This window comes from Arthrobacter sp. B0427-1-12, from assembly GCF_059092905.1.
On sequence record NZ_JBNHIC010000011.1, the window covers coordinates 16,693 to 39,003 of the forward strand.

Here is a 22,311-nt window from a genome sequence, read left to right on the forward strand (position 1 = left end):
AGGTGACCATATGGCCGTGAATTGTCCCGCTGACAACTATCCCGCCGGTACTTATCCCGTGCGGGTGGTGGCGTCCCCGGCACCCGGTCCCAACCAGTGGCTGTGGCTGGTGAAATGGCTGCTGGTGATTCCGCACCTGGTGGTGCTGCTGCTCCTGTGGCTGGGGTTCGCCGTTGTCACGGTCATCGCCTTCTTCGCCATCCTCTTCACGGCGCACTATCCGCGGCCGCTGTTCGACTTCAGTGTGGGCGTGCTGCGCTGGCACTGGCGGGTGGCGTACTACTCTTACGGCGTGCTGGGCACCGACCGGTACCCGCCCTTCACTCTGGCCGAGGTCCCGGACTATCCCGCGCATTTCGACGTCGACTATCCGGAGCGGATCTCGCGCGGGCTGGTGCTGGTCAAGTGGTGGCTGCTGGCCATTCCGCACTATCTGGTCCTCGGCGCCGTCTACGCCACCGGAGCCTGGGCAGCGGGGGCGTGGAACCGCGGCGACTGGATGGGCGGCACCGGCGTGGGCAGCGACTGGACGGGTGATGGCTGGCTGGGCGATGGCTGGACGGGCGTCCGCGGCGGCCTCTCGCTGGTCGGAGCGCTGGTCCTGATCGCGGCGGTCTGGTTGCTGTTCACCGCTGTCTATCCGAAAGGCATCTATGACTTCCTGTTGGGACTGCACCGCTGGGCGCTGCGCGTGGCCGGATACGCGGCGCTGATGACCGACCGGTACCCGCCGTTCCGCCTCGACCAGGGTCCGGAGGAACCTGCCAGGTACGACGGCGGTACGCCTCCGGGTGCCGCACCGCCGGCGGCTACCGGGCCGTGGACGCCAGGCTGGGTGGCCGCGCTGGTGCTCTCCGTCCTGCTGGCCCTGGGCGGGCTGGCCGCTGCAGGTGCCGGCGCCGGCGCGCTCGCCGTGGACAGCAGCCAGCGCCAGGGTGGCTTCCTGACATCCGACAGGGTCTCCGTTTCGTCAGCGGGACACGCGATTGTGTTCGACGAGATCCGGATCCAGACGAATGGCCGGGATGACAGCCTCACCGGTCTTGTCGGGCAGCTCCGGCTGCGTGTTTCGGCAGCGGATCCTCAGCAGGAGCTGTTCGTCGGCCTGGCGCCCCGGGACGAGGTCACGGCGTACCTGGATGATGTGGCCCGGGCGCGGGTTGTTGACACTTCAGGAGACGGCACGGATGTCCAGGAACTGCCGGGCTCCCGAGCGCCCGGCCCGCCGGCCACGGAGACGTTCTGGGACAGCCGGACCAGCGGCACCGGAACACAGCAGCTGCAGTGGACGCCGGCCAGCGGCGACTGGGCGCTGGTGGTGATGAACGCGGATGCCTCACCCGGGGTGACGGTCACCGGCGACGTCGGCGTGCTGCTGCCGTGGCTGCCGGTCCTGGGCGTCGTGCTGTTGGTGGCCGGCGGGGTCGCGCTGGTGTTGGGCGCCGCCGCCGTCGTCGTGATCTGCGTGGCCGTTAACCGGAGGAAGGCGCAGGCCTAGCGGAGCTGGCTGACCAGACCCGCGACGGCGGCCGCCAAGACCAGTCCGATCAGGACCCAGCGCCGGCTGCGGAGCGCAAAGGCCGCGTACCTGTTCCGGCTGCGCACCTTGCTGTCCGCCGCCCGGCGTTTCCCGGTTCCGTTGTCCTTGGCTGCCACGGCATCTTCCTTCCGCTTTGCGGTCCTGCCTGACAAGCCTAGCGCGTCGCAGGTCAGCGGAACTCCGGCAGCACCTTTTCCGCGAAGGCCTCGATGAACGGCTTCTGCTCCTGCCCGACGAAGTGCAGGTAAAGCTCGTCGAAGCCCAGGTTGAGGTATTCGTGCAGCCAGTGCGCGTGCCGCGTGAGGTCATGCGAGACCAAGGTTGCCTCCCGCACCTGTTCCGGGCCCACATGCTGTCCGGCGGCGTCGAAATGAGCCACGGTGGGAAGGTCCGAGGACACGGGCGGCGGGAAAACATTGGTCCGCCACTGGTCATGTGCGATCGCCATCGCCTCGGTGTTCGTGGGCGCCCAGGAGAGGTGGATCTGCAGGATAGCCTTGCCGCGTCCGCCGTTCCCGCGATAGGCATCGAGCATGTCCCGAAGATGCTCTTGCGGCTGGTTGACCGTAATCAGGCCGTCCGCCCAGTTGGCGGAGCGCGCGGCGGTTTCAACACTGAGGGCCGGCGCTATCAGCGGAGGTTTGGTGTCCGGCACGTCCCACAGGCGCGCGCCGTACACGGTGACTCTGCCGCGGTGGCTGACCTCCTCGCCGTCGAGCAACCTGCGGATAATGTCCACGGATTCCTCCAGCCGGAGCTGGCGGTCCTCCTTGTCCGGCCACGGATCCCCCGTGATGTGCTCATTCAAATTTTCGCCGCTGCCGACGGCCAGCCAGAACCGGTCGGGAAACATGGAGGAAAGGGTGCCTGCGGCCTGGGCGATGATCGCCGGGTGGTAGCGCTGGCCGGGAGCATTGACGACGCCGAAAGGCAGCTTGGTGGTGGCCAGCGCGGCTCCCAGCCAGGCCCAGGCAAAACCGGAATGGCCCTGCCGCTGCGACCAGGGCTCGAAGTGGTCCGAGCACATGGCGGCCTGGAAGCCGGCCTGCTCGGCGAGCTGCACATCGGCCAGCAGCTGGCCCGGCGGGATCTGTTCGTGGGAGGCGTGGAATCCGATGACGGCCATGGCTATGTGTCTAGCACGCGCGGCAGGGGCTGTCGAGGGTCCGGCAACTCCGGCAACGGGGCCTGGCTTACCATGGAGGGACTATGAAACATATGCGCAAACTGCAGATGCCCCTGGTCTGGCTGCTCATTATCGGCATGGTGGCCAGCGTCGGCGCGGGGCTGCTGAACGTCCTGTAGCTGCCGCAGCTTCTTCTTGGCAGCCGGAGCCGCGAACCATCTCCCACGCAAAAAAGTGATTGCACTGATAGCAGTGCAATCACTTTTTACGCAGCGGTACAGATTGCTGAAAGGTCAGCCGCTAGCAGGGGCGCCAGGTTTTGCCGCCGGGCGCATAGCAGCGAGGCCCGGTGTAGCCGGGATACGGATTGGCCGGCGCCGGATCGGGAGCAACGTAGGGCGCAGGTCTGGGCGCAGGTGCGGGAGCCGGCGCCGGTGCTGGCGGGATGTAGGGCTTAGGTGCGGGAGCCAGCGGAAGATTCCTGATGCGTTCGGCTTCCGCGGCCGCCGCCTGCTGGGCAGCAATGCGTTCGGCCTCTACCCGTTCGGCTTCGGCACGCTTTGCGGCTTCCACCCGTTCCGCCTCTGCCGCCCGTTCCGCTTCAGCCTGGGCTGCGGCCGCGGCTTCTGCCTCGACCGCCGTCAGGCGCGTGACCTCCGCGTTGACCTCGCTTTCCCGAGCTTTTGCCTTCGAGATGGCATCGCCCATGCTGGAGATCTTGGTGGCAGCGGCTGTCGCGGCAAGCGCGCCCCACACAAATTTCTCGCTGGCCTTCACCGGTGCCTTGGCAGCCGACTCGAGCACTTGGGCTGCGGTGATCGCGGCCGCGAGTGCTGCTGCGGTGGCCGCGCCTGCGGCTGCTGTGGTTCCCACGGGGGCCGTTGTGGCTGCTTCCAGAGCGCTGATCACCGCGGCCACCTGGCCGGGTGCAGTACAGCTTATGGTTTCGTCGTACAGCCCAATCTGGGCGGTGACCGCTTCGGCATGCGCAGCTTCAACTTCGGGCAGGAACCTGTCATTGCCGTCGAAGACGGCCGGAACGCCCAGGCCCTGCCGCGCGATCTCGGCGTTAATGAGGGTGCCCTGCTCAGTGAAGACGGCCGCCAGCGTCCGGCCGTACTGGTCGGTGCGCTGGTCGTCGAACGCCAGCTTCACCTTCGTTCCCGGCGGCAGGGTTCCCTCGAGGTATTCGGTCGCTTCCGGCCCAAGGCACTGGACGGGTTCGTCGGGATCCTTGGTCTCCGGCGTATCGATGTTCAGCAGCCGGATCGTTTCCACAGTGGAGTTGTAGCTGATCTCGAGCGTGTCGCCGTCGATGATCCTGGTGACCGTGCCGTCCTTGGCCTCGGCTTCCGCACCCGTCCCGCAGGATGCGACGGTCAGCGCGACTATGGCGCTCATCGTGATCCATGCCCTGCGGGTCTTCGAACGGCGGCGCGGATTGGCCGGCGACGGATTGTGCGCCCCGGCATCAGTGATATTCATGAATTCCCCAACTGAACTGCAAGCTAATGTGGTGTGGCCCGCACCAGCGTACGGGCCACACACGACATTATTGCCCGGGTCATCCGAATGAATGAATCGGGGGACCGGCAGCAGCTGTCAGTGCGGGCGGACTACTGCCCTGCAGGCACCTTGGTCCAGCTCAGGACTTCCGCATCCTTGGCGGCCTGGCCGTTCGGGCTGACGGTGACCTTGAGCCAGTTGTCGGCATTGGCGGAACCGTCCACCGTGACGCGGGTCAGGTTGTCCGCGCTCCGGTCCAGTCCGTAGAAGTCCAGCCACTTGGAGCCCTCGGCCAGCGGCTTGTCCTCGTTGTAGACATGGCTGTCGCCGTCGAACAGGTAGACCGGTCCGTCGAAGCGGTTAGCTTCCTCGAGGAGGGTTTCCACAATCGGCGTAAAGGCGCTGTAATTGGCCGGATCGGGGTTGGCCACGGTGGGATCGAACATGTCCGCCTGGGTCAGAACGACGACGGCACGGCTGTTCCGCTGGCGGGCGTCGCCGAAGGTCTCCCGCAGCTGCTGGACCGCGGCCTCCGTGCGTGCTTCGGCTTCGGCCGCCTGCTCTTCGGTTGCGGCGGTGTTGCCCGTCCAGGGCGCCGTGGAGTTGTTGCTTCCCACGACGTGCACCGCGGTGAAGGCGATGCGCTGTTTGTCGAAGTCGACGTTCTCCGGGAAGCCGAGCCCCGCCTGGGAGTCGACGGGCATGTTCTGTCCCAGCGTCTTGCCGGGTTCGGCGAAGAACACCTCTCGGATCTTGTCCAGACGCTCCAGCGGGTTGTAGCCGCCGTTGTTGGGGCGGTGGCAGTCGGTCCACTCGTTGTCGCCGGGCGTGTAGACCAACGGGTGCTCCAGGGTATCGAAATCCGCCTTGATCCGGTGGAAGTATTCATCGGTGCACTCGGTGGAGCCGCTCTTGATGTCGCCGACGTGCGCGATGAACGCCAGGCCGTCGTCGGCGTTGAGGCTGTCGATGTAGGACGGGAAGGCCTCCACGGCGGCAGCGCCGTAGGGGACGTCACCGATCACGGCGAAGCTGAGGGCGTGGTCCCGGACTGGATCTTCTGCGGCCTGGACGGGAGCCGCGGCCATGCTTGTCGCCAGTACCGCGGCTCCGATCAGAGCCGCAGCTGAAACTGCTGCTGGTTTGCGCCGTGCGCGCATGCTGTCTCCTCGAGGGGGAAGGGGTGGTAACAACGTGACGTTAGGAGCCGAAGGCGACGGGAATCGGACCATCAGGCGAACAGCAGGGGAACGGCGCCGGCGGGCATAGACTTTCCTCATCACTTGCTGCACCTTGTCCGCACTCCCAGGAATCTTGAGGCCATGACCGTGTCCGACAACACCGGTACCCCTGCGTCCGGACCGGCGACGGCCGGCGCTGCCGCGGAACCGACCATTAACGTCCGCGCCCGCTGGATCACCGGCGTCGTCCTGGTGAACCTGGGCATCAATGCCGCGTTCTTCGCCCCGCTTCAGGTGCTGCTGGCGCAGCAGTCCCAGGCCTTCGACGCCGTCAACAAGGAGGCGGTCCTTGCCCTGGCCACCGGTTCCGGCGCGGCCGTTTCGCTGATCGCCAACCCGCTGTTCGGAGCGCTCAGCGACCGCACCGTCAGCCGGTTCGGCCGCCGGGTGCCGTGGATCGCCGCCGGAGCCGTCCTTGGCTTCGCGGCCCTGCTGGGACTCTCCGGAGCGCCCAACATTGCCGTCATGGTGCTGCTCTGGTGCTGTGTGCAGGCCGGCTGCAACGCAGCCTATGCGGCCCTTTTCGCGGCAATCCCGGACCGTGTTCCGCGACTGCAGCGCGGCCAGGTCGGTGGCCTGGCGGCTATGGGACAGACACTGGGCATCGTCTGCGGCGCGGTCATCGGCGCCATCGCCGGCGGATTCGTCGTCGGCTACATGATCTGCGCAGTGGCCCTGCTGGTCAGTGTGATTCCGTACCTTCTTCACAGCCAGGACGAGCCGCTGGACCGAACCGAGCGCGCACCGTTTTCGCTGCCTGCCTTCGCCCGAAGCTTCTGGATTTCACCGCGGCGCTACCCGGACTTCGGCTGGGCCTGGCTGACCCGGTTCCTGGTCAACCTGGGCACCAACATCGTCACGCTCTACCTCTTCTTTTTCCTGCAGGACGCAGTCGGGCATCCGGAGCCGGAAGTGGGAGTGCTGGTGCTGACCGGAATCTATGCGGCCATGGTCATGGTCACAGCCGTCATCGGGGGACCGCTGAGCGACCGGGCGGGCAAACGCAAACCGTTCGTCATCGGTTCCTCGGTGATCATCGCCACCGCTGCCCTGATCCTGGCCACCTTCCAGACCTTTCCTGCCGCGATTGTGGGTGCGGCCGTGCTCGGCATCGGCTACGGCGCGTACCTGGCGGTGGACTTCGCTCTGCTCACCGAGGTGCTGCCTTCCGGGCTGAGCCGCGGCAAGGACCTGGGCGTCATCAACATCGCCAATTCGCTGCCGCAGGTGGCGGCTCCGGTCCTCGCCGCGTTCATCGTCACCCGCTTCGATTACGGGATCCTCTTCGTCATCTCGGCCGTGATCGGCCTGCTCGGTGCCGTATTCGTCGTGAAGATCAAGGGCGTGGCCTAGCCATTCGCCCCAGCCCCGGTCGGGCTGCCGCCCTATCCTGTGACAGGAGAGCCCGCCCGCTGAACGGTTCTCCCCCTGATTCCTGCCCGTGCCCCGGAGCGGGAACTTGCTTCGGCTTCCCCGCTGTCGTTCCTGGTCCAAACCTTGATCGTTGCCCAGGCCACCGCGGTGAGAGGAACACCGAGAACGGCGCCGATTATGCCGCCCAGGATGGTGCCAGCTGTCAGCGCGATCAGGACTACCAGCGCATGTAGCTTGAGGGCCTGGCCCATCACCACAGGCTGCAGGAAATCGCCTTCCAGTTCCTGGACCAGAACCACCACACCCACCACAATGAGGGCATTGATCGGGCCGTTTGCCACCAGCGCCACGAGCGCCGCTAGAATACCCGCAATCGTGGCACCGATCAGTGGAATAAAGGCACCGATAAAGACGATCAGAGCCAGAGGCAGCGCGAGGGGAACCTGCAGGACGAGCAACGCGATTCCTATAACTATTGAATCTGCTGCGGCGACCGTCGCTGTTCCTCGCACATACCCGCCAAGGACAGCCATTGCCCGATTTCCGGAGAGCTCCATTCTGTTCCGTGTCCGTCGCGGGAACCACCGCAGCAGGAACCACCAAATTCGCTCTCCGTCTTTAAGGAAAAAGAAGAGGATCACGGCCATGAGCAAAAATCCGGTGAGGAACTCGGCCGCAATTGACAACCCGGACAAGGCACTCCGTCCCATAGCTTCACTGGTGACAAAGCCGATGACGGCCTGTAAAGCTGTATCGATCTGGCCCTGCTCAATCGGGATCGGACCTGATTGAATGAACTCCTGCAGTTGTTCCCAGCCGGCGCGTGCAGACGAGACCAGTTCATCCCACTCACTGCGTATGGCAAAGACAATGCCCGTCGTTACGCCACTGAACACGATCAGGATTGCAAGGAAGGTGGTGATCGTAGCCAGGGATCCCGGCCACCCGTGGCTGCGGAGGAAACGCACAACGGGACCAACTGCGGCTGCAAGGATCAATGCGACCAGCGCAGCTACGACCACTAACCGAATCTGTAACAACCCATAAACAGTCACGGTAACCGCAGCCAGAATCAGCAGGAACTGCCCTGAACGGGCTCCTGCCCTGCCGAACGTGTCTGCCCATACGCTACGTGCGGGCAGTCCACTTGCCGCCTGGAAATGACGTCTCATTCCGGACCCCTTCGTCACCGGCCCTGCCGGTCTTGAAATGCCCTTGAACCGGGTTTCCGATCCGATCCGACCGGGTTCTGAATATCGGCTCGTTAAAAGACTGAACGGACAACGCGATTGGGGGGACACGCTGTCCGTTCAGTGTGGGGGAGCCGGCGGTTACCGCGCGGTCTCCCGATTGCCGTCATCGACGCCGCCGTCGTCGAATCCGGCCCGGTCCACCCTGCGGTGGAAGCGCATACCGGCCAGCCCGCCGAGAACTGCGCCGGCCAGGGCGACCAGTGCAGCCACAGCGACGGCAATAATGCCGGCAGTGGTCATTTCCGGTGAGACGGGGATGTTGGCGCCCAGGTCTATCTGGCTGCCGATGACAGCGCCCAGTATGGTCAGCACGACGCCGGCCACGATGGCCCAGAGCCACACCGCCACACCTTGCCGGGCACCCTGGAAACGGGCCATCCGGCCAGCTACATAGCCGCCGCAGTAGTACGCGATCAGCAGGATGGCCAGGATGACGATGGCCCCGATGATTCCGGCCCCGGTCGGGTCCTGGGTCACTTGCTGGATCGCTTCGTTCGGATCGGTGTTGGTGGACGCACCGATGGCGCTGGCGATACCGGCCACGAGCGTGGTCAGCAGCACGGTCATGCCCATCGCGGTGACCCAGCCGAAGAACGCAGAGCCGATCTTGATGCCTCCGAACTGCTCACGTTCACGCGCAACGACCGATTTCCGGTCGAATGCTTCGCTGCGGCCGGCGGTGTCCCGGTCTCCGGCGGCAGCGCCGGCTGAACCGGCGGCTGGTCCCGGACGTTCAGCGGAAATGTCCGGTTCGGTATCCGCCCGGTGGCTGGCCCGGTGGGTGGTGTCCATGGCTTGGGTCTCGTCCCCGGTGCCTTCTTTGCGTCCGGTGTCTTCGCCCGGGCTGCCGGTGAACCCGCTGTCCGCGGTTTCGATCGGCGCCTCACGGTCCTTCGCGCCCTTGCCCATCAGCCGGGTGGGTGTGCGTTCGGCCTTGGCGCGCTCGGCAGCGCCGCGCGCATCCGGGCTGTCGTCCCGGCGTTGCCAGAAATGATGGCGGGGATGGCGGTCCCGGACATCTCGTCCATGGGTACGGTTACTCATCTCATTGCCTCCTGAAAACAGTGTGCCGACACGAAGTGCCGATATCGGCGATGCCGATACATCCCTGCTTTATAAGTAAGCTTACAATCTTGGAGCGCGGTGCGGAAGATGCCAGGCAACTGCTCTGGTATTCCTAGGGAAACCAGCCCGGGAGACTACCCCCAGAAAAGGTTGTATGGGTCCTCGTCCACTTCGTTGAACAGCTCGTCCAGGGAGCCCGCCTCGGGCAGGGGCTCATAAAGGTGGAAGCTGCCGTCGGCCGCGAAGTATAGACGCCAGCCCGTGTCCAGGCGCCGCAGCCGCGCCACCGGCAGCGCATCCCATTCCTCCACTGGGGCAGCGGGGGTGTCCTCCGGCAGCCGCCGTTCCACGATATCCGCGTCGCTGCCAGAGAACCGTGCCTCAAGGAAGACCTGGCCGCGGACGTCGGCGGAGAACTGTTCCGCCACCCACTCCGCAATGCGCGCGGCCTCTGCGGCGGGGATGGCACTGGATGTTTCCATGGCGGTCCTCAGCGGTCTGCAGGGTTGAGCTGCACGCTCAACACGGTGAGTTAAGTCTAGGGTGGGAGCATCGCCGAAAGGAGAAGGCATGGACGCTCAGATCGTTACCTCCATCATCTGCGGCCTGCTGCTGGCCGTGGGAGTCCTCGGAACCATCATTCCGGTGCTTCCCGGCTCGCTGCTCATCATCGCGGCCCTGCTGATCTGGGCACTGGTGCTGGCCAACCCCATCGGCTGGATCGTCTTCGGGATCGGAACCGTGCTGGCCGTCGTCGGAATGCTGGCCAGTGCCATGCTGACCGGGCGCCGGCTCCGGGAGCGGAAAATCCCCAACCATTCCATCGTGATCGGCCTGGTCTGCGGTGTAGCCGGCATGTTCCTGATCCCCGTGGTGGGCCTGATCCTCGGCTTCATGCTGGGGCTGTTCCTCAGCGAGTCCGCCCGCCAGCGGGACTTCAGCCACGCCCTCTCCTCCAGCTGGGCTGCACTGAAGGCCACCGGCGTCGGGATCCTGGTGGAGTTCACCTGTGCCTCACTGGCCGGCACCGCCTGGATCATCGGTGTCTGGATCCACTTCGCCACGCGCTGACAGTCTCCGCCCGGGAAGCGGCCACAGGCCCGGGCCTGCGGGCGCGCGGGATAAGGTGGGAGCTACGCACCGCCGCGACACGACCGGAAGGACCTCATGAGCCACGCCCCGATCACCATCACCGGCCACGCCCAGAAGGACGCATGGCGGGACAAGGTCATGCCGCCGGTGGAGCAGATCCGCGAAGGCGTTTGGTCCATCCCCATCCCGTTTCCGGGCAATCCCATGCGCTACACGCTCAGCTACCTGCTGGTGGGCGACGGGGATGCACTGCTGGTGGACCCGGGCTGGGAGAGCGACGGCGGCTGGCAGGCCCTGGAGGCAGGGCTGCGCCGGGCGGGACTTGGGATCACGGACCTGACCGGAATCGTGGCGACCCACTTCCATTCGGACCATCTGGGCATGGCAGCGCGCCTGCGGAAGGCGACCGGAGCCTGGGTGGCCATGGGCGAACACGAACGGCGCCGCCTGACGAACTCGGATGACACTGCGGCGGTCCTGGCTGCGGACCGGGCCCAGCTGAGTGCGTGGGGCGTGCCCGCGGAACGGCTGGCCGATATTGCTGTCAGTGACAGCAGCCTGGCCCACCTGCGCCGGCTCGCCGACCCGGACCTGCGGTTCACGGACAGCCAGCTGATTCCCACGGCCGGGCTGCAGCTGCGCGTCAGGACGACCCCGGGCCATTCGCCCGGCCACATCTGCCTGGTGGACGAATCCCGCGGGCTCATCCTCAGCGGAGACCATGTCCTGCCCCGCATCTCTCCGCATATTGCGCTGGAGATCCCGGGTCCGGCCAATCCGCTCGCGGACTACTACGACGCGCTGGAGCTGATCGGCTTCGAGGACGACATGGAGGTCTGCCCGGCCCACGAGTACCGCTTCATCGGCATGCGGCGTCGTGTTAACCAGCTGATCGAGCACAACCGGGCGCGGTCCGCGGAAGTCCTGCGCGTGGTGGCGGAGCAGAAGCCTGCCACGGTCTGGGACATCGCCCGCCACCTGACCTGGTCCCGCGGCTGGGACTCGCTGCAGGGCTTCTCGCTGCGGCTGGCGGTTTCCGAAACCGCCAGCCATGTGGTGTACCTGCGCTCGCAGGGGCACCCGATTGAGGTACCGGTGCAGGCGGCAACCGCTCCCATGTTCGACGACCCCGCCGCCGTCCCCGGACAACGCTGAGGTGCGGCGCGGAATCCGCGCCGCACTGCCCGGCACCGAGGCCTGGCCCGGCCTGACCGCCGCGGCCGGGGCAGTAGCCGCCGCATGGGCTGTCCACCTGGCCATGCCGCAGCTTCCGATGCTGACGGCGGCCGTGGTCCTGGGCATCCTCAGCGCCAACCTGCCCGGACTCAAGCCCCTGTCCCAGGCCGCGTGGCAGCCCGGTCTGGGCTACGCCGCGCGGCGGCTGATGCGCCTGGGCATCGTGCTGCTCGGGCTCAAGCTCAGCCTCCTGGATGTTGCCGCACTGGGATGGCAGGCACTGGCGGTGGTGGCCGGCGTCGTGCTCCTCACCTTCTTCGGCACCCTGGCGCTGGGCAAGGCGATGCGGCTGCCCGGGGGCCAGCCGCTGCTGGTGGCCGCCGGATTCGCCATCTGCGGCGCGTCCGCGATCGGCGCGCTGAGCGCCGTCACCCGCACCAGCCACCGGGACACCGTCACCCCGATCGCGCTGGTCACCCTCTGCGGAACGCTGGCCATCGCGGTGCTCCCGGCACTGCAGGCCCCGCTCGGCCTGGCGGATGAAGCCTTCGGTTACTGGGTCGGCGCGGGCGTGCATGACGTCGGCCAGGTGGTGGCCACCGCCCAGACCGCCGGTGCAGCGGCACTGGCTGCCGCCGTCGTCATCAAGCTCACGCGGGTGCTGATGCTCGCGCCGATGGTGACCGGCACCGCCCTGGTGCTGCGCCGGCGGCACCGCAGGCGGCAGAACGGGAACGACGCCGGCTCGCACCTCGAGCTGCCGCCGCTGCTGCCGCTGTTCGTTGCGGGGTTCCTGGCGATGATCGTGGTGCGCACGCTCGGAATCCTGCCCGACGGGGCGCTCGAGGCGGCGGCCGTGGCGCAGGATCTGCTGCTGGCGGCTGCGCTGTTCGGGTTGGGAGCCGCCGTCGATCTTCGCGCCCTGATCCTCAGCAGCGGGCGGGCGATCGGGCTGGCCTTTGCCGCCTGGGTGCTGGTCGCGGCGCTGGCCTACGGCGGCGTGCTGCTGCTCGGCTAGCCGGTCACGGCTGCCGCTGCCGCGGGGAGCGACCATTGGTCCCAGGGCCGGCGGCAGCCACCTGGGCGGCGTGGCAGACATGGGCAGTTCTCCCCATTCCGTGCCCACGCGCGGTGCCGCTAGCGTGCATGGTGGCAGTGGGGGCAGCGGAGGGGACGGAATGGTGGAATACAGGATCAGCGTGTCCGGAGTGCGCGGCGTACTGGACGAGGTTGCCGGCAACGGCCAGGCCCTTGACGACGCCGGCACCGGGACCGCCGCTGCCGGCGACGCCTTGGACACGGCGCTGGGAAACGCGGATACGGTGGCAGCGGCGCTGGCTGGTTTCCTGGCGGAGCGCGCTGACGTGCCCCGCCTCCTCTCCGGCAGGCTCTATGCCTCCTGCGCCGCCGTGGCCGATGCCACCGCCGCTTTCGCCGCCGGGGACCAGGAAATGAGCCGGAATGCGGAAGCCGCCCTGGCAGTCTCCGCCCCCGGTGTCCTGCGCGCAGCCGCCGGACCGCTGAAATTCTCGGTGGGTGGACCGTGATCCGCGAGGTTCCGGAAGTCACCACGGACTTCGGGCAGCTTCGTGACCACGCCGGCGAGCTGCGCCACCGGGCCGCAGCCGTGGCGGCCGCCGTCGAAGAGGCCGACGGCGGGTGGGCGGCTCTGGCGGTTCACTACCGGGAACCTGCCACCGAAGACCGTGTGCTGTCCGCCGTGAAGCGGCTGCCGGCACCGGCAGCGGACTTCCACGCCGCCGTCGGACTGGCAGCGGCGGCACTGGAGGACTTCGCGGACCAAGGCGTTTACCACGCGCGCTACCTGGAGGAACTGCGCAGCCGGCGCGCCTCATTCAACATGGCCAACCCGGATATTTTCCTGGTCTGCACGGACGATCCGTGGGAGGGGCAGGCCCGGGAAGCGGATCGGCGCCTGGACGAGGAAATCCGCCTGGCCGTGGAACGCTGGGAAGCACTGCAGCAGTCGTGCGCGGACGCGCTGAACGGCATCCGGCACGGCCGCGGGGAAGGGCTGGGGAATGCTGGCTCCGCGAGATTCTTCGCTGCGGGAGCGTTCGCGGCGGGAACCGCCGCCCTGGGCGCACCTGCCCGGCAGCCGTGGAGCACCTTCGGTGCACGCTTTGACCGGTCCGTGCAGGAAGCGGCCGGACGGCTCGCCGCTGGCTTGGCCGGCAAGGCACCGGGCGAGGTGCTCGACTGGGCCCGGAACAATCCGCAGGCCGCGGCGCTGCTCGCGGCGAACCGGCTGCCGCAGCACCCCGTGCCCGGATCGGCCGAGGCCGCCCTGCTGGCGGCGCTCAGCACCAGGACGGAGCCGCGCCGCCGGATTGACGTCGTCCGCGCGGCCTTCCTCGGCCTGGCCCCCGCGGAACGGGAGCGGATGGCCTTGCAGTACCCGGGAATTCTTGGCGTCGCCAACGGTGTGCCCTTTGCCCACCGGGTGCTGGCCAACAAGATCAATGCGGTGGCCGAACGGCAGAAGCGCGAAGGGCGGCTGGCCGCCCTGCAGCGCCGGCGGGCGGAACTGCCGGAACCGAAGGTGAACCCGTGGGCGGGCCGCGGCGCCGCAACTCTGTACCTGCACGATCTGGAAAAGATTGAAGAGCTGGAGTCGCAGATCCGGGACGCCGAGCGGGCGATCGCCGGGTACGACTGGGCGATCGAACACAACCGGCAGTTGGTGCTGGTCAGCGACGCCGGCGACGGCCGGTACGTGGACATGCGCGGCACATTCGGCGGAGGCACGGAGAATGTCTTTTCGCTGGTGCCGGGCACGGGCGCGGATATCAGCAAGAACCAGCAGTACGCAGGGTACCTGGACAACCTGTACGCCGGGACGGCACCGGAGCGGACCGTGGGCCTGTACTGGATGGGGGCGGACCTGCCGGACGAAATTCCCGACAACATCACGGACCGGTATTCGCGCGAGGGCGCTGACGAACTGGCCGAATTCGGCTATGCCGCCGACCTGGAATCCCCGCCCGCCGCGCGCACCACCACGATCTCCTACAGCGCCGGAGCCTCGCTGCATGGCGCGGCGGAAACCAGGGGGTACGCCACGGACAATGTCATCTACGTCGCCCCTGCGGGCCCCGGCCCGGACGTGCACGACGTCGGCGACACGGCAAATCCCGATGCGCGCCGCTACTGGATCCAGACCAGGGACGATCCGATCAGCTGGGCCCAGCTGCTGGGCCACCATGTCCACGGCGGAAGCCCGGCGCAGCTGGACGTGGTTCGTCTAGAGTCAGGTTACGTGGACAAAGACAATCCCTCGGCCGGGCTGCTGGGCGGCCACGTTTCCTATTTCGATGGAAACACCACGGCCGTCGAGAATATGCGTGCCGTCATCAACGGCGACGGAACCGAGGCAACGCTGCACGTGCCGGACGAGGTCCGGCCGGGCTACCGCTATCCCATCGTCACGAATCCGCTGGTCCTGGACCCCACTGGCTTCGACGACTGGCGGAGGGTGCCGGCCGAATGAATGGTACAGACCGGATCAGCAGGACCGGCCGCATGAGACTGAACATCATGGCGGCGGCAGCCTTGGCGCTGCTGCTGGTGGGCTGCGGAAAGGCAGAGGTGGAAACCGTGGATGGACTGGATCTTGACGGAGCCCGGACACAATCCGAGGCGGTGGTGGCGGAACTGCTGGAACGGACGGCCGTTTATCACGACGGCGGCACGAGCGTCCTGCGGAACAGGGAGCAGACCTGCGCCCGGCCGGAGCTGGACACGCCGCAGGTGTCCACCAACTGGACCATCGCCAAAGCCGTACCGCTGGCCCCGGAAGCCGATCCCGCCGCCGTCGAACGGGTGGTTGAAGAGCACCTGGCCGGCAGCGGCTGGACCGCCAACACGGAGGGCCAGACCCCCGGACCCGGGCATGCACCCCATGGCAGCATCCTCTTCCGCAGCTTCCACGGCTTCGCGCAGTCGGTACGGATGGACGTGGTGGAGCAGGACGGGCGGCGGACGCTGCAGCTGGCAACCAACACCGCCTGCTTCGACCACGACGAATCCCACCGGATGACGCGGGCTTCGGAGGATCCGGATTACGGTAAGGCGGATACCTTCTACGACTACCAGCGGGAGCGGGAGGGCTAAGCCGCCGTCCGGGCGCGGCGCAGCGTGGCCAGGGTAAGGGCGACGGCGGCGAGCATCAGGAAGAAGCCGATGGCCGACGTGGTCGTCGCCCCTGAGTCGAAGGCATGCCGGGCCGATTCGAGCAGCGCCTGGCCCTGGTCCGCCGGAAGCGTCGCCGCGGCTTCGGTGGCGCCGCCCAAGGTCTCCCCGGCGCTCTGCCGGGCGGCTTCGCCAAGTCCCTCCGGCAGCACGACGGCTCCGCGGTAGGCTGCCGTCAGGATGCTGCCCAGGACCGCCGTTCCCAGCACCGTGCCCAGCTCGTAGGCGGTTTCCGAGATGGCCGAGGCGGCACCGGCCTTGGCTGGCGGCACGCTGCTGAGGATCAGGTCGTTGGAGATGGTCTCCGAAGCGCCGACGCCGGCGCCCAGGATCATGAAGGCAACCAGCAGGCCGCCGATCGACGCACCTCCGGTGAGCAGGATCGTGGCGTAGCCGGCGGCATTCAGCGCCAGCCCGCCGGCGACCACGTAGGCCGGCCTGATGCGCCGTACGATGCGGACGACGGCGAAGCCGGACACCACAGTGAGGACCAGCCCGGGCAGCAGGACCAAGCCCGCTTCCAGGGGCGTCAGTCCGGCCACGAGCTGGAGATGCTGGGAGACGAAGAAGAGGAAGCCCACCATCGAGAAGATGCTGAGCAGGTTCGCCGTGACCGCGCCGCTGAACACCGGATTCCGGAACAGGCGGACGTCCAGCATCGGGACCGGGCGTGCCAGCTGGCGCCCAACGAACAGCAGACCGAAGAGCAGTCCGGCGGCGACGGCGCCGGCCGCGTTGATGGTCAGCCCGTCCTTGGCGAAGGCCTTGATCCCGTAGACCAGCGGAGCCATGGCCAGCAGGGACAGGACGATGCTGGGAATGTCGATGGGGCCGGGGGCAGGGTCCTTGGACTCGGCGACGAAGCGCGGGGCCAGCGCCAGCAGCGGAACCAGGACCGGGACGGCCAGCAGGAAGACGGCGCCCCACCAGAAGTGCTCCAGCAGGAACCCGCCGACGATCGGGCCCAGCGCCGCGCCGCCGGAGAAGCCGGCCGCCCAGACAGCGACCGCCGTGCGCCGCTGCGCCGGATCGATGAAGATGTTCCGGATCAGCGACAGCGTCGCGGGCATCAGCATCGCGCCGAAGAATCCCAGCAGGGCGCGGGCGGCCACCAGTGCCGCAGCCGTCGGCGCGAACGCCGCGAAAACGGAGACGGCGGCGAAGCCGGAGCTGCCGATCAGCAGCAGGCGGCGCCGGCCGATCCGGTCACCCAGGCTGCCCATGGACACCAGCAGGCCCGCCAAGACCAGCGGGTAGATGTCCACGATCCACAGCAGTTCGGTACCGCTGGGCCGCAGCGCCTGCGAAATCGCGGGGACGGCGAAGCTCAGGACGGTGTTGTCCACCGAGACCAGCAGGACCGGCAGCATGAGCACCGCCAGCGCGGTCCATTCGCGGCGGCCGGCCTTGGAGGGGGTTTGCAGTGCAGTCGCGGGGGACAAGGACATGGCGGAACTCCTTCCGGTGGTTGGTGGGGGCGGGACTGAGCTACTGTACCGTCTGGACGGTATGGTTTTCAAGTGTTCGACGGCGGTCCGGCGGCTCCTGCTCCCGGCTCTTGCGCGCTCGCCTCATGCGATACGGTGAAGCAATGCCTGGACAGCCTTCTGCGCGGGAGAAGATCCTGCTCGCCTTCGAACGACTCCTCATCGACGAGGGGGAGCGGGCGGCGACCCTTGATGCGGTCGCCGGGGCGGCGGGCGTCTCCAAGGGCGGCCTGCTGTACCACTTCAAGAGCAAGGAAGCGCTGACCTCTGGACTGATCGCCAAGCTCCGGATCCTGGCGGAGGCGGACTACGAGGCCATGAAGGCGGCGCCGGACGGGCGCGCGGCCTATTACATCCGCAGTTCGGTCTACGAGGACACCGATTTCGACCGGACCCTGATCGCGGCCACGCGGCTGCACCACGGCCAGGACCCGCAGTCGCGGGACGCCCTGCAGGAACTGCAGCGGACCTGGTATGAGCTCATCCTGGAGGAAGTGCGGGATCCGGCGGTGGCCCGGGCAATCCTGCTCATGGGCGACGGCCTCTACTACAACGCCATCCTCGCCGGAGGCTGGCCGGAGGCGCAGGCGGGCAAGCCCGAAGCGACGATCCAGGACCTGCTGGGTGTCGTGCAGGTGCTTGTCGGGCAGGCAGCGAAACCGAACACCTGACCGGTCAGCGGGGTGCGGGCGTGGATGCATGTGCGGCCGCGCTGGCCAGCACCTCCCGGCAGGCCAGGATGGCCGGGCGCTTGGCGCTGGCCCGGCGGACCGAGGTGAAGACGGTGCGCATGGGCCGGCCGGGCAGGTCCAGCAACTGGCAGGTGGTTTCCCGTCCGGTCCAGACCAGATCCGGCATGAAGGCCACCGCATTGCCGGATTCGATCAGCCGGATCTGCGCCTGCAAGTCCGCCGTTTCATAGCGGACATCCGGCTCGAAACCGGCGCTGCGGCAGGCCTGCTCTGCCCAGTGGCGCGAGGCGGCGCCCCGCGGTTCCATCACCCACGGGGCATCCTTGGCGTCCTCGACGGCTGAAATGCCGAACCTGTCCCGGGCCGCCGGCGGGACGGCCAGCCGGATGGCGTCGGAGGTCAGCTTCCGCCGGTCCAGCTCCGGCCAGTGCGGGGCGGCATGGCCGGGATACTGCTCAGCGATCACCAGGTCGAAGTCCCGGGCCCAGGTTTCATGCAGTGCCGTTTCCGGTTCCCGCTGCACCATTTCCACCCGGACATCGGGATACTGCAGGCTCATCATCGTAAGCGCCTCCGGCATCAGGGCCAGGGCAGCGGACTGGAAAACGGCCACGCGCACCGTGCCGGTGACCGCGGTCAGGGATGCGGCCAGATCCGCTTCCGCCCGTTCCAGGGTTTCCAGCAGCTGGGCGGTGTGTGCCACCAGCACCTCTGCCTGCGGGGTCAGCTGCACCCGCCGGCCGGTCTTCCGGAGCAGCTTAACGCCGGCTTCCTTCTCCAGCAGCGCCAGCTGCTGCGATACCGACGACGGACTGAACTTCAGTGCCTCTGCCACCTCCGCGAGGGTGCCCCGGATCTTTAGTTCCCGCAGCAGGCGGAGCCTGCGCACGTCCAGCATGAGGGCCTCGCCTTTCTTTGGGAAAACCGATGGATATCCATCAGAAAAGGTCACTTTATCTAATTGAACCGCGCTTCCATACTGGTGTGAACCAAGTAACCGACGTCACAGAAAGCGGAGGTCCACCATGATGCAGAACTTCCTGACTGATCCCGCCGCCAGCCCTCCGGCCAAGGACGACGCCCCACTGCAACAGGACGCGTTGGCCCAGGAGGTGATCGCCCAGGTCCGCCGCTGGCTGGCGGAAGCGGCGAAGGTGCCGGCGGAAGTTTCGGCGCAGCGTCTGGCTGGGGTGCTGAAGGACCCGAACGGCCTGGACTTCACGGTGGGCTTTGTCGACGGCGTCATCCGCCCCGAGGATGTGAAGGTCGCCGCCCGGAACCTGGCCGCGCTTGCGCCGGAGGTGCCCGCTTTCCTGCCCTGGTACCTGCGCTCAATGGTCCGGCTGGGTGGGGCCGCCGCGCCGGTCCTGCCACAGGTGGTCATCCCGGCCGCGCGCCGGGCGCTGCGGGCGATGGTCGGCCACCTGATCGTGGACGCCACGGACGCCCGGCTGGGACCCGCGATCGGCAAGCTCCGCAGCGACGGCACCCGGCTGAATATCAACCTGCTGGGCGAGGCCGTCCTGGGCCACCGCGAAGCCGCCCGCCGCCTCGAGGGGACCCGCAGGCTCCTGGCGCGTGACGACGTCGACTATGTCTCCATCAAGGTCTCCTCCACGGTCGCCCCGCACTCGCAGTGGGCCTTCGAGGAGGCGGTGGCCGCCGTCGTCGAAAGCCTCACCCCGCTGTATGAACTGGCCGTGTCCTCGCCAACCCCCAAGTTCATCAACCTGGACATGGAGGAGTACAAGGACCTGGACCTGACCATCGCGGTCTTCCGGACGATCCTCGACCAGTCGCGCTTCCGCGGCCTCGAAGCGGGCCTGGTGCTGCAGGCCTACCTTCCGGATGCGCTGGGAGCCGCCATCGCACTGACGGAATGGGCCCAGGCGCGCCGGGCCGCCGGCGGGGCTCCGATCAAGATCCGCGTGGTCAAGGGCGCCAACCTGCCGATGGAACAGGCGGAGGCGTCCCTGCATGACTGGCCGCTGGCCACCTGGGGCTCCAAGCAGGAATCGGACACCAATTACAAGCGGGTCCTCAACTACGCCCTCACTCCGGAGCGGACGGACGCGGTGCGCATCGGCGTCGCCGGGCACAACCTCTTTGATGTGGCGTATGCATGGCTGCTGGCCAAGCAGCGGGGCGTGCAGGAGCGGATCGACTTCGAGATGCTGCTGGGCATGGCGCAGGGACAGGCTGAGGCGGTGAAGAAGGACGTCGGCCGGCTGCTGCTCTACACCCCGGTAGTCCAGCCGCAGGAGTTCGACGTCGCCATCGCCTATCTGATTCGCCGCCTCGAGGAGGGCGCGAGCCAGGAAAACTTTATGTCTGCAGTCTTCGAGCTGGCGGAGAACGAGGCGCTGTTCGAGCGGGAAAAGCAGCGCTTCCTTGCCTCGCTTGCGGAATTGGACGACGGCGTACCGGCGCCCCACCGCACGCAGGACCGGAACCGGCCGGAGCCGCCGGCGCCGGCCGGCTACTTCCGGAACACCCCCGACACCGACCCGGCGCTGCCCGCCAACCGCGCCTGGGGCCGCGCCATTCTGGCGCGGGTGCCGGCGTCGACGCTGGGCGAGGACACCGTTGCCGCGTCCACCGTCACCGACGAAGCGGGGCTGAACGAGGTCGTCGACACCGCAGTCCGGGCCGCAGCCGCCTGGGGCGCGCTGACCGGAGCCGAACGCGCGGCGATCCTGCACCGCGCCGGCGATGCGCTCGCCGCCCGCCGCGGACAGCTGATCGAGGTCATGGCCAGCGAGACCGGCAAGACGATTGACCAGGCCGATCCGGAGGTCTCCGAGGCGATCGACTTCGCGCACTACTATGCTGAGCTGGCGAGAAGGCTCGACGACGTCGACGGTGCCACGTTCGTGCCGTCGCGGCTGACCGTCGTCACTCCGCCGTGGAACTTCCCGGTGGCGATCCCTGCCGGGTCCACGCTGGCAGCGCTGGCCGCGGGCTCCGCCGTCGTCATCAAGCCGGCCAAGCAGGCCCGGCGCTGCGGCGCCGTGATGGTGGAGGCGCTGTGGGAGGCCGGCGTTCCCGGGGAGGTGCTGGCCATGGTCCAGCTCGAGGAGCGGGACCTGGGCCGGCAGCTGGTGGCGCATTCGGCGGTGGACCGCGTCATCCTCACCGGCGGCTACGAAACGGCGGAACTGTTCCGCAGCTTCCGCCCGGACCTGCCGCTGCTGGCCGAGACCAGCGGCAAGAATGCCATAATCGTCACGCCCAGCGCGGACTTTGACCTGGCGGCCAAGGACGTGGCGTATTCCGCGTTCGGCCATGCCGGACAGAAGTGTTCCGCAGCCTCGCTGGTGATCCTGGTGGGCTCGGTGGCGAAGTCGCAGCGTTTCCGCAACCAGCTGGTGGACGCCGTGCAGGCGCTCAAGGCCGGCTACCCGGCCGATCCCTCCACACAGCTGGGCCCCGTCATCGAACCGCCCGCCGGAAAGCTGCGGGACGGTCTGACCGTGCTGGGGGAGGGCGAGTCCTGGTTGATCAGGCCGGAGCCGCTTGACGCGTCCGGGCGGCTCTGGAGCCCAGGTGTGCGCACCGGCGTCCGCCGTGGTTCCTACTTCCACCGGACCGAGTTCTTCGGCCCGGTGCTGGGGGTGATGACCGCGGCGACGCTGGGGGAAGCCATCGAACTCCAGAACGACGTGGACTACGGCCTCACTGCCGGGCTGCACTCGCTGGACCCGCAGGAACTTCGGCTGTGGCTGGATACGGTTCAGGCCGGCAACCTGTACGTCAACCGCGGCATTACCGGCGCAATCGTCCAGCGCCAGCCGTTCGGCGGCTGGAAGAAGTCCGCGGTGGGCGCCGGCACCAAGGCCGGCGGGCCGAACTACCTCATGGGCCTGGGCGGCTGGGAACCGGCGGAAAGCGCAGCCACTGAGCCGGTGGGCCATCCGGGCGTGCGGAAGCTGCTGGCAGCCGCCGGAACTTCCGGCGCCGGCCTGTCCGCGGAGGAGCTGGACGGCCTGCACCGCGCTCTGAAGAGCGATGCCGCGGCCTGGGCGGAAGAGCTCGGCACGGCCAAGGATGTGTCCGCCCTGGCTGCCGAACGCAATGTCTTCCGCTATCTTCCCGTGCCGGTGGCCGTCCGGCTCTCGGAGGGTGGGCGGCTGGCGGAGCTGGTGCGCATCCTGGCGGCCGGCGTGCTGGCAGGTTCCGAGGTCACGGTGAGCTCCGCCGTCGTTCTTCCGTCCCCGCTGGAAGCGGCGGTGAGGGAACTGAATATTCCCGTCACGGTGGAGAACGACGCCGAGTGGCTGGCGGCCGCCGGCAGACCAGGTGGCGGGGGACCCGCCGGACGCGTGCGCCTGATCGGCGGCGACACCCAGGCGACCGCGGGGGCGCTCGCGGCAGCAACCGGCGGCAGGCCGGATCTGGCTGTCTATGCCGGACCCGTCACCGAAGCCGGCCGCGTGGAGCTGCTGCCGTTCCTGCACGAGCAGGCTGTCAGCATTACGGCGCACCGCTTCGGCACGCCGAACCACCTGTCCGACCATTTGATCTAGCGGTACGGTCCGCCGAGGGCG

The 22,311-nt window shown here is 67.9% G+C and carries 19 protein-coding genes; 10 read left to right on the top strand and 9 right to left on the bottom strand.

Features of this window, described 5'->3' with window-relative positions; translation table 11 throughout:
- Positions 1-10: 10 nt before the first annotated feature.
- Entirely contained in the window at positions 11-1,498 is a 1,488-nt protein-coding gene (locus tag AC5RWU_RS09095; RefSeq protein WP_494036960.1) for a DUF4389 domain-containing protein, read from the top strand.
- Here the strand turns inward: AC5RWU_RS09095 and AC5RWU_RS09100 are convergent.
- From AC5RWU_RS09100 to AC5RWU_RS09115, 4 genes are all read right to left on the bottom strand, one after another.
- The gene (locus AC5RWU_RS09100) at positions 1,495-1,656 is read right to left on the bottom strand and encodes a hypothetical protein (protein ID WP_494029737.1); all 162 of its coding nucleotides are present in this window, start codon (positions 1,654-1,656) and stop codon (positions 1,495-1,497) included. The two genes, AC5RWU_RS09095 and AC5RWU_RS09100, sit on opposite strands and share 4 nt — an antisense overlap.
- 53 nt (positions 1,657-1,709) lie before the next feature.
- The gene (locus AC5RWU_RS09105) at positions 1,710-2,666 is read right to left on the bottom strand and encodes a TIGR03885 family FMN-dependent LLM class oxidoreductase (protein WP_494029736.1); all 957 of its coding nucleotides are present in this window, start codon (positions 2,664-2,666) and stop codon (positions 1,710-1,712) included.
- A 300-nt stretch (positions 2,667-2,966) separates the two neighbouring features.
- Positions 2,967-4,151 carry a thermonuclease family protein gene (locus AC5RWU_RS09110; protein ID WP_494029735.1) on the bottom strand — a complete coding sequence of 395 codons (1,185 nt, stop codon included), beginning with the start codon at positions 4,149-4,151 and terminating at the stop codon, positions 2,967-2,969.
- A gap of 131 nt (positions 4,152-4,282) precedes the next feature.
- On the bottom strand, positions 4,283-5,332 hold the full coding sequence (locus AC5RWU_RS09115) for a hypothetical protein (protein ID WP_494029734.1): 1,050 nt from the start codon (positions 5,330-5,332) through the stop codon (positions 4,283-4,285).
- A gap of 162 nt (positions 5,333-5,494) precedes the next feature.
- Here AC5RWU_RS09115 and AC5RWU_RS09120 point away from each other — a divergent pair, with 162 nt between their 5' ends.
- Positions 5,495-6,766, top strand: a complete 1,272-nt coding sequence (locus tag AC5RWU_RS09120) for an MFS transporter (RefSeq protein ID WP_494029733.1) — start codon at positions 5,495-5,497, stop codon at positions 6,764-6,766.
- Positions 6,767-6,798: 32 nt separating this feature from the next.
- On the opposite strand, the gene AC5RWU_RS09125 is transcribed toward AC5RWU_RS09120, so the two are convergent.
- The 3 genes from AC5RWU_RS09125 to AC5RWU_RS09135 form a co-directional block, all read right to left on the bottom strand.
- On the bottom strand, positions 6,799-7,959 hold the full coding sequence (locus AC5RWU_RS09125) for an AI-2E family transporter (RefSeq protein ID WP_494029732.1): 1,161 nt from the start codon (positions 7,957-7,959) through the stop codon (positions 6,799-6,801).
- A 159-nt stretch (positions 7,960-8,118) separates the two neighbouring features.
- Positions 8,119-9,084 carry a hypothetical protein gene (locus AC5RWU_RS09130; protein ID WP_494029731.1) on the bottom strand — a complete coding sequence of 322 codons (966 nt, stop codon included), beginning with the start codon at positions 9,082-9,084 and terminating at the stop codon, positions 8,119-8,121.
- A gap of 155 nt (positions 9,085-9,239) precedes the next feature.
- Positions 9,240-9,587 carry a DUF3024 domain-containing protein gene (locus tag AC5RWU_RS09135; protein WP_494029730.1) on the bottom strand — a complete coding sequence of 116 codons (348 nt, stop codon included), beginning with the start codon at positions 9,585-9,587 and terminating at the stop codon, positions 9,240-9,242.
- Between the two features lie 88 nt (positions 9,588-9,675).
- On the opposite strand from AC5RWU_RS09135, the gene AC5RWU_RS09140 reads away from it, so the two are divergent.
- From AC5RWU_RS09140 to AC5RWU_RS09165, 6 genes are all read left to right on the top strand, one after another.
- The gene (locus AC5RWU_RS09140; protein ID WP_494029729.1) at positions 9,676-10,176 is read left to right on the top strand and encodes a DUF456 domain-containing protein; all 501 of its coding nucleotides are present in this window, start codon (positions 9,676-9,678) and stop codon (positions 10,174-10,176) included.
- A 96-nt stretch (positions 10,177-10,272) separates the two neighbouring features.
- A complete protein-coding gene (locus AC5RWU_RS09145) occupies positions 10,273-11,352 on the top strand; it encodes an MBL fold metallo-hydrolase (protein ID WP_494029728.1) in 1,080 nt (359 codons plus the stop codon).
- A gap of 1 nt (position 11,353) precedes the next feature.
- Positions 11,354-12,391, top strand: a complete 1,038-nt coding sequence (locus AC5RWU_RS09150) for a YeiH family protein (protein ID WP_494029727.1) — start codon at positions 11,354-11,356, stop codon at positions 12,389-12,391.
- A gap of 160 nt (positions 12,392-12,551) precedes the next feature.
- Entirely contained in the window at positions 12,552-12,920 is a 369-nt protein-coding gene (locus AC5RWU_RS09155) for a DUF6507 family protein (RefSeq protein ID WP_494029726.1), read from the top strand.
- Positions 12,917-14,884, top strand: coding sequence for a hypothetical protein (locus AC5RWU_RS09160; protein WP_494029725.1), 1,968 nt, complete (start codon positions 12,917-12,919; stop codon positions 14,882-14,884). Before AC5RWU_RS09155 ends, AC5RWU_RS09160 begins: the two co-directional genes overlap by 4 nt.
- A 32-nt stretch (positions 14,885-14,916) precedes the next feature.
- Positions 14,917-15,507, top strand: coding sequence for a hypothetical protein (locus AC5RWU_RS09165; RefSeq protein WP_494029724.1), 591 nt, complete (start codon positions 14,917-14,919; stop codon positions 15,505-15,507).
- On the opposite strand, the gene AC5RWU_RS09170 is transcribed toward AC5RWU_RS09165, so the two are convergent.
- Positions 15,504-17,033, bottom strand: coding sequence for an MFS transporter (locus AC5RWU_RS09170; protein ID WP_494029723.1), 1,530 nt, complete (start codon positions 17,031-17,033; stop codon positions 15,504-15,506). The two genes, AC5RWU_RS09165 and AC5RWU_RS09170, sit on opposite strands and share 4 nt — an antisense overlap.
- Before the next feature lie 143 nt (positions 17,034-17,176).
- Here AC5RWU_RS09170 and AC5RWU_RS09175 point away from each other — a divergent pair, with 143 nt between their 5' ends.
- Complete coding sequence (locus tag AC5RWU_RS09175) at positions 17,177-17,743, top strand: TetR/AcrR family transcriptional regulator (protein ID WP_494029722.1); 567 nt, start codon at positions 17,177-17,179, stop codon at positions 17,741-17,743.
- A 4-nt stretch (positions 17,744-17,747) separates the two neighbouring features.
- On the opposite strand, the gene AC5RWU_RS09180 is transcribed toward AC5RWU_RS09175, so the two are convergent.
- Positions 17,748-18,662: a LysR substrate-binding domain-containing protein gene (locus AC5RWU_RS09180; protein ID WP_494029721.1), complete on the bottom strand. Its 915-nt coding sequence runs from the start codon at positions 18,660-18,662 to the stop codon at positions 17,748-17,750.
- Between the two features lie 130 nt (positions 18,663-18,792).
- Between AC5RWU_RS09180 and AC5RWU_RS09185 the strand changes: the two genes are divergently transcribed.
- Positions 18,793-22,290, top strand: a complete 3,498-nt coding sequence (locus AC5RWU_RS09185; RefSeq protein ID WP_494029756.1) for a bifunctional proline dehydrogenase/L-glutamate gamma-semialdehyde dehydrogenase — start codon at positions 18,793-18,795, stop codon at positions 22,288-22,290.
- Positions 22,291-22,311 lie beyond the last annotated feature (21 nt).

Excerpts from the sequence above, each read along its gene's own strand:
- AC5RWU_RS09185 (WP_494029756.1), top strand. The coding sequence starts at position 18,793 with ATGCAGAACTTCCTGACTGATCCCGCCGCCAGCCCTCCGGCCAAGGAC.
- AC5RWU_RS09110 (WP_494029735.1), bottom strand. The coding sequence starts at position 4,151 with ATGAATATCACTGATGCCGGGGCGCACAATCCGTCGCCGGCCAATCCG.
- AC5RWU_RS09145 (WP_494029728.1), top strand. The coding sequence starts at position 10,273 with ATGAGCCACGCCCCGATCACCATCACCGGCCACGCCCAGAAGGACGCA.
- AC5RWU_RS09180 (WP_494029721.1), bottom strand. The coding sequence starts at position 18,662 with ATGCTGGACGTGCGCAGGCTCCGCCTGCTGCGGGAACTAAAGATCCGG.
- AC5RWU_RS09155 (WP_494029726.1), top strand. The coding sequence starts at position 12,552 with ATGGTGGAATACAGGATCAGCGTGTCCGGAGTGCGCGGCGTACTGGAC.
- AC5RWU_RS09130 (WP_494029731.1), bottom strand. The coding sequence starts at position 9,084 with ATGAGTAACCGTACCCATGGACGAGATGTCCGGGACCGCCATCCCCGC.
- AC5RWU_RS09165 (WP_494029724.1), top strand. The coding sequence starts at position 14,917 with ATGAGACTGAACATCATGGCGGCGGCAGCCTTGGCGCTGCTGCTGGTG.
- AC5RWU_RS09135 (WP_494029730.1), bottom strand. The coding sequence starts at position 9,587 with ATGGAAACATCCAGTGCCATCCCCGCCGCAGAGGCCGCGCGCATTGCG.
- AC5RWU_RS09175 (WP_494029722.1), top strand. The coding sequence starts at position 17,177 with ATGCCTGGACAGCCTTCTGCGCGGGAGAAGATCCTGCTCGCCTTCGAA.
- AC5RWU_RS09105 (WP_494029736.1), bottom strand. The coding sequence starts at position 2,666 with ATGGCCGTCATCGGATTCCACGCCTCCCACGAACAGATCCCGCCGGGC.
- AC5RWU_RS09120 (WP_494029733.1), top strand. The coding sequence starts at position 5,495 with ATGACCGTGTCCGACAACACCGGTACCCCTGCGTCCGGACCGGCGACG.
- AC5RWU_RS09115 (WP_494029734.1), bottom strand. The coding sequence starts at position 5,332 with ATGCGCGCACGGCGCAAACCAGCAGCAGTTTCAGCTGCGGCTCTGATC.
- AC5RWU_RS09095 (WP_494036960.1), top strand. The coding sequence starts at position 11 with ATGGCCGTGAATTGTCCCGCTGACAACTATCCCGCCGGTACTTATCCC.
- AC5RWU_RS09125 (WP_494029732.1), bottom strand. The coding sequence starts at position 7,959 with ATGAGACGTCATTTCCAGGCGGCAAGTGGACTGCCCGCACGTAGCGTA.
- AC5RWU_RS09140 (WP_494029729.1), top strand. The coding sequence starts at position 9,676 with ATGGACGCTCAGATCGTTACCTCCATCATCTGCGGCCTGCTGCTGGCC.
- AC5RWU_RS09170 (WP_494029723.1), bottom strand. The coding sequence starts at position 17,033 with ATGTCCTTGTCCCCCGCGACTGCACTGCAAACCCCCTCCAAGGCCGGC.